This window comes from Stenotrophomonas sp. AC248 (genome assembly GCF_979258185.1).
The window spans coordinates 1-13,229 of the sequence record NZ_OZ409840.1 but is presented as its reverse complement, the minus strand read 5'-3'; the positions used below and the strand labels follow the sequence as shown (position 1 = coordinate 13,229).

At 62.0% G+C, this 13,229-nt stretch carries 8 protein-coding genes; 2 read left to right on the top strand and 6 right to left on the bottom strand.

The features are described 5' to 3' along the window. Window positions 1-3: 3 nt before the first annotated feature. On the bottom strand, window positions 4-2,271 hold the full coding sequence (locus ACZ0AE_RS00040; protein WP_448132648.1) for a TonB-dependent receptor: 2,268 nt from the start codon (window positions 2,269-2,271) through the stop codon (window positions 4-6). A gap of 224 nt (window positions 2,272-2,495) precedes the next feature. Between ACZ0AE_RS00040 and ACZ0AE_RS00035 the strand changes: the two genes are divergently transcribed. Both ACZ0AE_RS00035 and ACZ0AE_RS00030 read left to right on the top strand, forming a co-directional pair. Further along, window positions 2,496-3,521, top strand: coding sequence for a TIGR00266 family protein (locus tag ACZ0AE_RS00035; protein WP_463600082.1), 1,026 nt, complete (start codon window positions 2,496-2,498; stop codon window positions 3,519-3,521). 117 nt (window positions 3,522-3,638) lie between these two features. Continuing rightward, window positions 3,639-4,631 carry a patatin-like phospholipase family protein gene (locus tag ACZ0AE_RS00030; RefSeq protein ID WP_463600081.1) on the top strand — a complete coding sequence of 331 codons (993 nt, stop codon included), beginning with the start codon at window positions 3,639-3,641 and terminating at the stop codon, window positions 4,629-4,631. A 235-nt stretch (window positions 4,632-4,866) separates the two neighbouring features. Here the strand turns inward: ACZ0AE_RS00030 and ACZ0AE_RS00025 are convergent, their stop codons facing one another. The 5 genes from ACZ0AE_RS00025 to ACZ0AE_RS00005 form a co-directional block, all read right to left on the bottom strand. Continuing rightward, window positions 4,867-5,853, bottom strand: coding sequence for a hypothetical protein (locus ACZ0AE_RS00025; RefSeq protein ID WP_463600080.1), 987 nt, complete (start codon window positions 5,851-5,853; stop codon window positions 4,867-4,869). Between the two features lie 179 nt (window positions 5,854-6,032). After that, complete coding sequence (locus tag ACZ0AE_RS00020; RefSeq protein ID WP_463600079.1) at window positions 6,033-7,103, bottom strand: DUF6708 domain-containing protein; 1,071 nt, start codon at window positions 7,101-7,103, stop codon at window positions 6,033-6,035. Window positions 7,104-7,105: 2 nt separating this feature from the next. Further along, a complete protein-coding gene (locus ACZ0AE_RS00015; RefSeq protein WP_463600078.1) occupies window positions 7,106-9,856 on the bottom strand; it encodes a T6SS effector BTH_I2691 family protein in 2,751 nt (916 codons plus the stop codon). Between the two features lie 10 nt (window positions 9,857-9,866). Continuing rightward, entirely contained in the window at window positions 9,867-10,772 is a 906-nt protein-coding gene (locus ACZ0AE_RS00010) for a hypothetical protein (RefSeq protein WP_463600077.1), read from the bottom strand. After that, window positions 10,769-13,229: type VI secretion system Vgr family protein (locus ACZ0AE_RS00005; protein WP_463600076.1), on the bottom strand; the 2,461-nt coding region annotated here is incomplete at its 5' end. The genes ACZ0AE_RS00010 and ACZ0AE_RS00005, both read right to left, overlap by 4 nt.

Sequence of the window (13,229 nt, the reverse complement as noted above, 5' to 3'; positions counted from 1 at the left end):
CCCTCAGAACTTCGCGGTGAACTCCACGCCGAACGTGCGCGGTTCGTTGAGGAAGCCGGTGAGGTTGTTGAAGTCGATCGCGCCCACCACGCGCACCTGGTCGGTCAGGTTGCGGCCGTACACGGCCACGTCGTACTGGCCGTAATCCCAGTTGTAGCCCAGGCGCAGGCCACCTTCCAGCGACGAACGGCTGCGGAACTCCGGCGACTCGTACAGGAAGAAGTTCACTTCACTGCGGTAAGCCCAGTCGGTGTACACGTACAGCTCGCTGGCGTCGTTGATCGGGAAACCGGCGCGCAGGGTCAGGTTGTGGATCCACTTCGGCGCCTGCGGCAGCGAATTGCCGTTGACCAGTGCGTAGGTGGAACCGTCGATGACCGTGGTCGGGTCGGTGATGGTGCAGCCGCCACCGCAGATCGCCACCGCCAGGTCGCGGTCCTTGATCTCGGTGTCGTTGTAGCTGCTGCCCAGGGTGAGCAGCACGTGGTCGGTGAGGTAGGCCTCGAAGTCCAGTTCCACGCCCTGGCCCAGGGTCTTGTCGGCGTTGAGCAGGGTGGCGGTGTTGTTGCTGCCGCCCACCGCGATCAGCTGCTGGCCATCGACGTTGTAGCGGAACACGTTGAAGCCCAGGCGCGCACGACGGTCGAACAGGTCGGCCTTGATGCCGGCTTCATAGGAAATCACCTTTTCCGAGTCGGCCTGGGAGACGCCACCGAAGGCCAGACGGCCCTGGATCGACGGCGCACGGAAGCCCTTGGCCACGCGTGCATAGGCGTTGAGGTTGTCGGTGATCTGGTAGACGCCGCTCAGGTCCCAGCTGACGTCGTTGACGTCGGTGTTGGCCAGGTACGGGCCGCTGACCGGCGTACCGAACGGCACGGCCTGCAGCACGCTGGCGCTGAAGTCCTTCTTGTCCTGCGTGTAACGCACGCCACCGCGCAGCTTGAAGCGCTCGGTCACGTCGAAATCGCCGGACACGAACGCCGCCCAGGCCTTGTTGCGCTGGCTCTGCACGGCATGGCCGTTCTGCGGGTTGCCCGGGGCCAGCGAGTCGTAGTTGAAGCTGTCGATGGTGACGTCTTCATCGAAGTAGAACAGCCCCGCCTGCCAGTCGAAGCGGCCCCATTCGTTGGATTCGATGCGGAATTCCTGGGTCCACTGGCGGTGGTGCGGCAGGCCATCGGCCGACTCGGAGGCGAACGGGATGTTGCCCGGGCCATAGTTGCCCGCGCCGAGGAAGCTGGCGCCGTAGCCGCCGTCGATGTCGCCGTGGTTGAGCGATTCGGCGGTTTCATAGCCGGTGATCGAGTGCAGCGTCACCCGGCCCAGGTCCCACTTCAGGCGCGCGCTGGCGCCCCAGGTTTCCAGTTCCGAGAAGTTCTGGCCGTCGGTGGAGACCTCGTCGCGGTCGAAGTTCTCGACCAGCTGGTTGGTGCCCGGCTTGAGGATGTTGGCGCGGAACAGGCGCGCGGTGCCGTTGAGCTTGCGCTTGTGCACGTTGAACAGCGCTTCGAGGTCGTCGCCTTCGTACAGGAACTGCAGGCGGGCGGCGGCTTCGTCGTAGCCTTCAAAGCCCTGCGCCGGTGCATTGGCGCGGGTATTGGTCACCCAGTCATCGCGGCGCTGGTACAGCGCCGACACGCGTGCCGACCAGCGGTCGGTCAGCGGGCCGCCGTAGGCGCCCTGCGTGTTCCAGGTGTTGTAGCTGCCGTAGGCCACCTTGACGTAACCGTCAGCGTCCTGCGACGGGCGCGCCGAATCGAACTTGACCACGCCGGCCGGGGTGTTGCGCCCGAACAGCGTGCCCTGCGGGCCGCGCAGCACTTCCACACCGGCCAGGTCGAACAGCGGGAAACCCTTCAGCAGCGGGCTTTCCTGCACCACGTCGTCATACACCAGCGAGACCGGCTGGGAGGCATTGAGATCGAAGTCGGTATTGCCCAGGCCGCGGATGTAGAAGCGCGGGAAGGCACGCCCGTAGGACGATTCGATGTTCAGGCTGGGCACGCGCGCGGAGAGGAAGCGGATGTCGTCGCCGGCCGAACCGAGCACGTCGAGCTTCTCGCCCTGGATGGCCGAGATCGACACCGGGACGTCCTTGGCGTTTTCCACACGGCGCTGGGCCGTCACCTGCAGGGTGTCGAGGGCGACCGGATCCTTGGTGGCGGGGGCGTCCTGGGCTGCGGCCGTCAATGGCAGCAGGGCGGCAAGGGCGATGACGAGCGGGTGCACGGACGGAAACCGGCCGTGGGCAGTGCGGTTCGGGAACATGGCGTTTTAGGCTGTGTTGGGAGGGGTGGTGGACCGGCGCTACCAGACAATTGTTGCAGTACAGCAACAGCGTCGCAAATTCCGGTCATTCATTACCAAGATCCGGCCACCCGGATGTGAAGGCAGATCGCGCTTTCCGACGCCGGTCACGACTTCCGGCCCACTCGGGCTGCTACCTGGCCGCTCTAGACTGGCTCCCTCCTCCGTCTGCCAGGCACACCGCCATGACCCAGTGGTATTTCCATACGTCCGGCCAGGCCGACCGCACCGGTCCCCTCGACGATGCCGCCGCCCGCCAGTACGCTCACCTAAACCCGCGGGCATTGGTCTGGTGCGAGGGCATGAGCGGCTGGATGGCAATCGGCGAGGTGCCCGAGCTGCTGGCCGGCAGCGTCGCCCCGCAGGGCGCGCCGCCACCGCTGCCCGGCCCCGGTGGCCGCAGCCAGCGCGCCGACGACATCGAGTTCCGCATCGTCGGCCATGAAATGCAGTTCGTGGAGATCGAGCTGGACCCGGGCGAAAGCGCCATCGCCGAGGCGGGCGCCCTGATGTTCAAGGACGCCGCGGTGCAGATGGACACCGTGTTCGGCGACGGCTCGCACAGCGGCCAGGGCGGCGGCTTCATGGACAAGCTGATGAGCGCCGGAAAGCGCGTGCTCACCGGTGAAAGCCTGTTCGCCACCCTGTACACGCACACCGGCCAGGGCAAGGCCAAGGTCGCCTTCGCCGCGCCCTACCCCGGCACGGTGCTGCCGATGAAGCTGGACCAGCACGGCGGCCGCCTGATCTGCCAGAAGGACAGCTTCCTGGCCGGCGCGCGCGGCGTGCAGATCGGCGTGCAGTTCCAGCGCAAGATCATGACCGGCCTGTTCGGCGGCGAGGGCTTCATCATGCAGAAGCTGGAGGGCGACGGCTGGGTGTTCGTGCATGCCGGCGGCTGCGTGGTAGAGCGGGAACTGGCCGCCGGCCAGCGGCTGGACGTGGACACCGGCTGCATCGTGGCCTACCACGCCAGCGTGGACATGGACGTGCGCCGCGTGGCCGGCATCAAGAGCATGGTGTTCGGCGGCGAAGGCGTGTTCCTGGCCACACTGACCGGCCCGGGCAAGGTGTGGCTGCAGTCGCTGCCGTTCTCGCGCCTGGCCGGGCGCATGTGGATGGCCGCGCCCCAGGCCGGCGGGCAGAGCCGTGGCGAGGGTTCGGTGCTGGGCGGCATCGGCCGGATCCTGGACGGCGACAACCGGTTCTGAGGGGGCTGGCCGGTGGCCGGCAACCCGATATAAACCGGCGCCCTGCCATTGCCGACCAACGGCCGGCAGTACCGGTATGCTGACGCCCTCGATGCCCATTCACTTTCTGCCACGCCGATGAAATCACTGCACCGTATTCGCCTGACGCTGTCTGTTGCCGCTCTCGGCCTGCTCGCCGGCTGCGGCGGTGACCCCGTGCGCCCGACCCCGCCACCGGTGGCCACCCCGGTGGTGCAGGCCAAGCCGGTCAAGATCGGCATCGCCCTGGGCGGCGGCGCGGCCAAGGGCTTTGCGCATATCGGCGTGATCAAGATGCTGGAAGCCAACGGCTTCGAGCCGGTGGTGGTGGCCGGCACCAGCGCCGGCAGCGTGGTCGGCGCGTTGTACGCCAGCGGCATGGACGCGTTCCAGATGCAGTCCAAGGCCGTGGCCCTGGACGAAGCCAGCATCCGCGACGTGCGCCTGTTCTCCGGCGGCCTGGTGCAGGGCCAGAAGCTGCAGGACTACGTGAACGCGCAGGTGGGCAACCGCCCCGCCGAAAAACTGCAGAAGCCGTTCGCGGCCGTGGCCACCAACCTGGACACCGGCGACCGCGCCGTGTTCGTGCGCGGCAACGTGGGCCAGGCGGTACGTGCGTCCAGCAGCATCCCCGGCGTATTCGAGCCGGTGAAGATCGGCAAGAACAGCTTCGTCGACGGCGGCGTGGTCAGCCCGGTGCCGGTGGATGCCGCGCGCCAGCTGGGCGCGGACTTCGTCATCGCCGTGGACATTTCCAGCAAGGCCAGCGGCAAGTCGCCGACCGGGATGCTGGGCATCGTCAACCAGTCCATCTCGATCATGGGCCAGCGCCTGGGCGAGCAGGAACTGGCCCGCGCGGACATCATCATCCGCCCCAAGGTGCTGGAGATCGGCGCAGCCGATTTCAGCCAGCGCGGCTACGCGATCCTGGAAGGCGAGAAAGCCGCGATGGCGGCGATGCCGCAGATCCGCGCGAAGGTGCAGCAACTGCAACGGGCCCGTGCGGCTGCGGTAGCGCCGCCGCCGCCGAAGCCCAAGTGCGATGAACCGTCGCGCGTGGGCCGGCTGATGGGGCGCAAGGAAAAGTGCTGATCAAGGTTCTGTAGCGCCGGGCTCTGCCCGGCTGCTCTCCCCCCAAACGACGCAATCGCACCGGCCCCTGCCTACGCTGCACTGCCGCTCGCCGCGTTCAATCCGTCGGACCCGGCGGCAAAGTGCCGGTTCCGATAGGTGCCATTGAACGAGGCCTGGACGGTGCAACCGGTGCCGCGTACCCGATGTCTTAATCGCGGCATGCGTCATGGTCCTCAACATGCTCCAAATGGTTCTAGGACGTTTTAGAGGTGATCAGCATCACCCAGAACGCACCTACGGCCAGCCAGAACACACATCCGATCGCTATCGAAGCGAACAGCCAGCGTCTGGCCGGTGCGAACATGCCACCGCGATGACGCGCAAGTGTCCGCAGCTTGGACTCCTCCGGAAGCGCTGCGAATCGCTTTTTCCAAGGCCCCAACGCGGCTTCACCGTGGGGTCCAAGCGAGATCTTTGCAGCCACAATCTCAGCAGCCAGCAGAGGAAGCGCAATAACGGTGTTGATGATGGTGCCCAGCGCTATCCAGCCTGACCAAGGTCTCTCCCCAAGCCAGCTGGCACCCAACGCGGGGACCATCCAGATGCTTGACGCGATGCGCTGCATCCAGCTCATATGAAGCGACGCCAATCGGAACGCGGGTAGCGCTTCAAGAGTTTTGCCCATGTATGCCTCAAGGAACCCGTATCTCAGCGAACCAGCACTGACAACGTCCCCTCGGCCTACTACAACCTCCCTTCCAACCCTGCGCGAGGTGCTGTCAAACTCCGCGAGGATGAGCAGTTGTACCTGAGCACCACCTGCCGTTCCAACGGCCCGCACGATGCGTATGAAAGGCTTCAGATTTACCCAATCCAACGTTGTGACACGGTCAGCACCGTAGTGCTGTACCGTCCCGTCTTCCCGATTGAACAGCACTGGCTCAATGCGACTTTTGTATCTGATGGAACTTAGTATCCATATACAAAATGGAATGCTTATGCAGATAAACGCACCAGGGATAGCGGCTGCTACGTAGTCATTATGCAGCGCAATGAACTTGATCATTATGTGCATAAAAACAGCATCAACCAGTAAAATGACACCAATCATCCAGAGAGCGCCACCCTTGGCTCCAGAGAGCATTGTCAGGTTAGGCGCAACGACAAGCTCTCCCTCACCGATGTCCATGACAAAGTCGAGATCCACCTCCTCTGGACGCCAGTGTTTCAATGGGTACATGACCCCCTCCCGCCCACGAACAGGGGATGAGAAGTCAACCAACTCAACAGACTCGTTTGCAACAATTTCTTTCACAAAACTGGCCTTCCGCCGTTGATGGTCGAGTTATACCTTCCCTGTAGATCCGTCCTTCATTTGCAGTGAGAAGGTGCGCTCTAGCCATCTCACCCAAAGCGAAGCTAGGGTCCTGATGAAGCACTGTTGTTGTCGACGACCTTGAGCGCCGACGCTCTGAGCTTCGCGGCCATCTCCGGGCCGTAGTCATCTGCAGTAGTCAGCTTCGGCACGGGCGCACCGGGCAGTCCGGCGCGACGAATGATCCTGGGCCACCATGTAGGCCAGCACAGAAGCAGCGAGAGCCAATGGCAGATGCTGTGGAGCAGCAGCAGGGGCGACAAGATCAGCGCGAACGTGAGCAAAAGCCCCTTGTCGCCTGTGCGCCATGACGGGACAAGGAAACTCAATGTGGAGCGGACCGAATCCCACGGCCAGGGGAATGTAGATCTCAGACGCGCGGGACGAGGTACCGCGTCTGGCCCTTCCTCCATGAACAGCCGAATGTACTCCCACAGTGCCTCTGCACTGGCGCGATCTGGGAGGGTCCCACCAATCAGACAGTAGTCGTCAAAACCAGAACCGCTGTAGCTGGCTGGCCAGACCATTGCGAGTGTCCCACCGGCCGGAGAAGCAGCATCGCCACCAGATGCTTCGGCAATGGTGGCATCCCAAGGCAGCGTCACGAGCCCCCCTGCATAAGCTGGCCTGTTGATATACACCTGCCGAGTAACCCTATTGAATCTCGCAATTATTCTGCGCTGGACAAATATCTCCAGACGGATCCACCGCCAACATGTTCTAAAGAATATAATATTAGCGAATGCCCACATCAATATTATAATGGATATGAATATATACCCATCGGCACGCAAGGGGTTGCCAAGAGCGCCAAATCCGGAGGCAAGACTCCTGGCTCCTGGGACGACGGCTCCTATGAGAAAGTAGTACTGGAGCACGACCATCACACCAAGGAACAGGAACGTAACCAATCCACGCTTGTCTTCCTGCCAAGCACCCTGAACGTCAATGAAGTTCTCGCCAACACTAAAAAACGCGAATCCGTCAGCTGGCGGCACTTCAGCTCTTTGCCCGATATTGGGGTAACCCGCGCCCTCCCGCTCCACCGTGCGAAGCGACGAGGCGACATCTTCAGACGTCTTCGATTTCCAGTACAGCATCTCAAGAAGATACATTTCTACTCTTCGTCATTATTTGTTAGACGCAAAATCGCTAGGATCTCTGCTTCCTTATTGGGGTAGCCCCTGCCCTTCTTATCAATTCTGAAAATGCTCTTCTCGCACCAAATTTTGAAATCATCAAGACTCATAAAAGTAATTACAACCGTTAGTGCGACTGCGGCCCAACCAAGGCGAGCCCCCCACACCCTAAGCATTAGAATAAGCGCTTGCCGTGCGTACAACCTCGCCGCCAAGCTACTAGAAATACTAAGAATGGTACGCATGTAGCCCACGCGCGAATTCACCATTAGAGCGTGGAGAAATGGCGCAGCCCCCGCGAAGCTGATGGTGATCCCGAGCAAGGCAGCGGTTCCTGAGACAATGGATCTCGCGCCATACGCGGCAGCCAGAGCGTAATCTTCCTTCCTCAACCGTTCATTGAGCGACCCCGCGTCCAGAACAGCCATTGCAATACCAGCGCTCCCCGAAAGGAAGCCGCCGTAGATGCCTAGTCTCCCACCCCATACTTGAAACTGCCCGCCCATCAAGGATCGTGGCCCGTAGCCGCTTCTTATCCAGCTCGACGCCTCCTCCAGCAGGGCCAACACACCACCAGTGAGAGCGACCCCTGATGCGATGAACTCCGCCCCCTCCCTCAACGTAACGTCGTTTGCGCTCAATCGTCTGCCCTTGACGATTAGGTTGACTGATTCAAATGCTGATGCCATCAACATGACTCGAGCTCGATACACACCACCGGCACGCCCTTTGGAGAGCTCGGCCTCTACGCCTCTGCGAATCGCCTTGGTCATTTGTCCCCGCCAGAACTGTGCGGAAAGCCCGGGTGAAGCGCTAAAAAGGTGTCCCTCAACTGGAACATGTTGACCACTGGCTCCCATCCGCAACTGCATCAGCTTGATCAGCACATTCATGTATACCTGATCAAACTTTGAGGTTGTTGCCGTTCTGTAAAGAACACGTCCCCATTGCGCGTACCACGACATTGAGACGCCGAGCAGACTACGCTTGAACCATGCAACCTGGCCCGCTTCTTCACACGCCCGAAGAGCTGCATTTGCCTTGTCGAATAGTTCTACCGCCTTGCCGGCAGCCTCATTGGTCGCTGCAATTGTCTCCCAGACCTCCTCCTCATCCTGGAGGGCGCTTTGATCTGCAAGAGCAGCCGTAACATGCTCTTCCAGCGAAATCTGATTGAGCGTGAAGACCCGCCAGGCGAAGTTCAGTTCATCCGAATGCTCATTCTTCGCTCTGCGCGCGCCAAGCTCACTCCACCACTCATCTATGACCTGACTCGACGTCTCATCAGCCTCCATGCCGTTGGTGGACAATCCAATCTGCACCGCGAATGCCCAGCCATAGGTCAAGTCATTCTTGTCGTAGAAGCGCAATGCTGCCTTGAACATGGTGGTCGCGAGCCAGAGCAGGTGATCCGAGGCGCGCAATCTCATGGCCACTTCGCAGGGACCGGCAAGGGTCTCGAATTCCCAAAGGATCGAGTTTTGGTTGCCATCAAGCGCTAATTCCATTCTCTTGAAGCTCTCAAGCGTCTTGATTCGCGCTTCTTCAATGGCAGCTCTGCGGATCCCAAGTGGATCTTGGTCACGCATCATCTTGCCAGCTTCAATTACAGCGCCTGGATCTAGTGTGCCTTGCTGTCCCCTCAGCGCCTCCAGCTCTCGCAGCGTCTGATCTATATGATGGTTTGACGCATCGACAGCATTTTTCTCTGCCACTCGTATGCGCCCAGCGAGTACACCCTCCCGAATGTCAGCGTACTGACGTGCGGCTAGATACTTCCATTGATTGTCCACGCCGAACTTATCAACGGTATGCATCCACTCCTCAAGTCCCTCCATGGCCCGATTCCGCCACGCGTTCAGCTCTTGAGTGATGCCAATTGGATCTTGGAGAGCAATCCCTAGCCCATCCTGACTTCGAAGCATTTCAACTGATTCCCTGAGCACTGGCAGAGAAGCGTTCAGTCGAGACTGATAGAACGGCCCAAGCTGATCCGCCGTGAAAGCCGGTGGCAGCGGTGGATCCTGCGAGTCGCACAAAGCAGGAAAGGGCTGTTCGTCAAGTGCTCTGATCATCGGGACTTGGCCAACCGAATAGCCCGCAATCTGACTCGCAACCATGTACTCAAGTACAAAGTACGAGATCGTTGCAGGGGACAACATGTACTGCTCGCTTTCCCGCTGGTTGATCCATTTTTGAGGACTGAACCCTTGCAGAGACCCGGATGAAAGAAGCTCCTCGGCCGTTGACAACAGCTCCTGTTCCTTATTGTTGGACAACGGATCCGGGGTGAACAACCAGTAGGTCATGCTGACTTCTTCTGGCGCATCGATGGCGACCATCAGTGCGTTCGGCGAGTTGGCCATTCTCTGACACGCCATATCGGATGTCTTCCGTTCTGGCGGCGTCTCCCGGAATCGCATCAAGCGGCCACTGGGTCTCACATAGTAGCTATCGATGTACTTCAGGCCGTTGCGCACAAGTACGACATAGATGTATCCCTCTCTCATCATTCGTAGCGCATACTTGCTTTGAGTCAGCTCCGGGAGCGAGTCACCCGACGACGGTCTAAGCGCCGGGATCCTCTCCAGGATTGATTCTTCATCGCTGCAGAACGCGGAGTAGCGGAAAGGATGAACAAGCAGACCTGGTTTGTCGCAGTTCTTGCAGCTTCCCTGTTCGCACGGCGATACCGATTTAACGGCTGACGCGGCTATCTTGTTTTTCATCGACCACACTTCAGCGTGCTCCCTGCTGGCCAGACATTTCGTCCCTGATGCGTTCCAACTCCAACTCACCCAGCTCGCCGATCTTCTGTGCCAACGCCATCTCGTGCTCCGGTGTCTCGTCAAGCAGTAGTCTGATGGTCGGCGACGAATGAAAATCGCAATCCAGAAGCATGTCGTGCGCCAACAGGATCGTTCGATCCAGGATGTTGCGTCTGCGCACATTTGCATTGATGGATTCTGCAAAGAGGTGAGCTCTTTCAAGATCAATATCGTGCACGCCAATTCGCTGCAGCACCTTGGCGGCCTCGTTCACGAGTGAGACGCTGTGCTGCTTCATTGCGCCGCGCGCATGCATCTGCAGCGAATCTTTGTCGACATCGGGCAGCAATATCCAGCTGAGGTCTGCGTTGAGGCTCAGGCACGCAATCATTGGCAGTGAGCGCGAGAGCATGTGTCGCTGCTGCTCGGACAATGCGTGGGGCCAGTGCGGAATTGACATGGAGTCAAGGCATCGCACGGGGTCCTTCGAGCCACTGCGCTTCTCGTTCTCCAGCAGCCTACGCAGCGTCATACCCACGTGATCGATACCCAGTGGCGTGTTGACCCATGCAGCTACTTGGGATCGACGGTGCTCCCTTCGTGCCAGCCGGTACTGCTCAACCGACGCTCTGAGCATTTCTTCCTGACCGGAACCAACCATCAGTATGTGAAGCGCCGCCTTACCGAAGCCCTCAACGCGGATCTCCAACCGCTCTTCCTTTGGCCTGGCATGGAAGAGGGAGCTGGTTCCAACAGTGGCATCGAGGACTACATACAGTTGGCCTGCCTCATGCTCGGCGTGGCGCAGCAAGTAGCAGGTATCTGCGATTGCCCTTGCCTCAGACCGATCGGTTGATCGTTCGCCTTCCCGGGTCATCCGACATTGTCCTTGAATTCGCAGCCACCAAGCTGGCCGGCACTGATGTCAACTTCGCAGGCCTCTGATGCGGCGTCTGCCCATTCCCGCTGCGCCCCCTTGAACTCCACCTTCCCGGGCGCGCCCAGCTCGATGTTGTCGCCCTCGATCCGGATGTAAGCACCGGCCGCCGTCGCCAGCAAATGCTTGCTTGGCGCCGAGAGCTGCACATCGGCCTGGGTACTGGCGATCTTCACGTTGGTCTTGGCCGCCAGGATTGCCTGGTTCTTGTGCGCGCGCGCACTGACCTTGCCCTGCGCGGCGTGCAGCGCAATCCCACGTTCCTGATTCGGACTTTCGGGTTTCGGCTCGGCGCCGGCGGTGTACAGGACCAGCCCGCCGGCCACCGCCATCGTGATCGAGCCCTGGCTCAGCCAGTTCAGCGCCACGCCCGAGGCCAGCGTGGTGTGCGTGCCGCTGACCCAGACCTGATCAGCCGGGGTCAGGCTCATCACACCGGCCACGCCGCTGCCCATCAGCACCGGCTTGTCCCAGCCCGGGGCATCGCCGTCGCCGCCGCTGATGCTGCCCGCTGCGCTGCCGCTCTGGGTGGCGCGCAGGCTTTCCTGCAGTTGTTCCAGCGCGTCGTGGGCCTGCAACTTGGTCGGTTCCTCGGGGAGTTGCGCCTGCTGGTTCACTGCCGATTCGTTGAGCGATTGCAGCAGCTCGGCACTTTCCTGCAGTTGGGTCAGTGCCTGGTTGGCGGCCAGCTGGAGTTCGCCAGGCTCGGTGCTGAGCAGCAAGCCTTGCCCGGCACGCAGGGACCCGAAGGCCTGCGTGGAAAGTTCCGCGCCGAAGCCGCGCTCGGTTTCGCGCACGTTGTCTTCGCCGCCCTTCAGGTGACCCAGTGTCAGCGTGGTGGCGTGCTGGGTGGTGGAAAGCTGCGCGCGGCCCTGGCCGGGCGTGTCATCCAGGCGCATCTGCTGGTAACCGCCCTGCCCGCCCTGGCTGTCGGCCAGCGCCTGGCTCTTGAAGCCGGTGTAGACAGCAGCGTGCTCGTTGCCGTGGAACCACGCCGGCGCATTGCCGGTGGCGTTGGCACCGCCGCTGGCGACCTGGTTATGGGCCGCGTCGGTCTGGCCGCGGCCGTTGTACACCGCGCCGACCACGACCGGGCGATCGATGTCACCCTCAAGGAAGGCCACCAGCACTTCCTGGCCGCGACGGGGCAGCACCACGCCGCCCCAGTTGTCGCCGGCCCAGGGGGTCATCACGCGCACCCAGGTCCAGGCACCGCCGTTGGCCGGGGCGTTGTCGTCACCGCCGGGATGGGCCAAGCCGGTGCTCGATGTACCGCCGCGCTGCCACGGGAACTGCACCTTGATCCGGTGGTCGCGATCGGACTGCAGCGGCTCGCCGTCGCTGACCACGATGGCGCTGAGCGTGCCGGTGATCGACGGGCGCGGATGCAAACGCGTGCCGTGGCCGTCCTCGGTCTGCGGGCGGTACACCACGTCGGCCGGGATAGCGACGAAGCGGTTGTCGTAGAAGGTGGTGGTGAGGTCCGGCGCGGTGTTGGTCACGGACAAGCCCGTCAAAGCGCCCGGCAAGCTGAGTGGCGCCTGCGCGGCCGGCCCAAGCTGCTGCTCCAGTGCGTCGAACACATCGGCCTCGAAGTTGTTGCGCGCCTGGTGCTGCACCGACAGGCACAGGAAGGCGGTGCCGGCATCCACGCCCGGATGCTGGCCCAACTGGAACTGCGCCCCGGGGGTGAGCCGCCGCCACTTGCCCTGCCCTTCAATCGTGTGCGCGCGCACGCGCAGCGCATCCAGATGCTGTTGGGCGCGGCGCTGGCCACGGGTGTTGTCCTGCCAGCCGTACGGGCCACAGGTGTCGGCGTCCTCACCGATGCCCTCATAGGGCGTCAGTGCTTCGGCACTGGCGTGCCGCAGTTCAAGACTGCGATGGTCCCAGGTAGTACGGGTCACCTTCGCAGTACACCAACGTTTCGACACCGACCACTGCTGCACGCTGTCAGAGCGTTCGGACGCATCCCCGCGATGGAAGCGAACCGGCCCCAGCTGCGCGGCCGCATGCTGGTGGTCGGCCAGTACCAAGGTATGCGCACCCAACGACGCACTGGCCGGCTCGCCCGCATGCTCGAACCAGTAATAGATGCCCTCTTCGGCCAGCAGGCGCTGCACGAAGGCCAGGTCGGTTTCCTGATACTGCGTGGTCAGGCTGCGCCTGGCGTAGAGGCTGCGATTGGTCAGGTCCCAGCGCCATGCCGGGACCAGGCCGCTGTAGTCGGCGAAGACGTTTTCGACGATGTCGACCACGCTGGCGTCATGGAACACGTAGCTGTCCACGCGCTGGCCCAGGAACGCCAGCCAGGGCTGCAGGCGCAGGCGATAGCGCGCCAGCCCGCCATTGCTGCCGATGCGTTCGACAGCAGTGATGCGTCCATGGAAGGGGCGC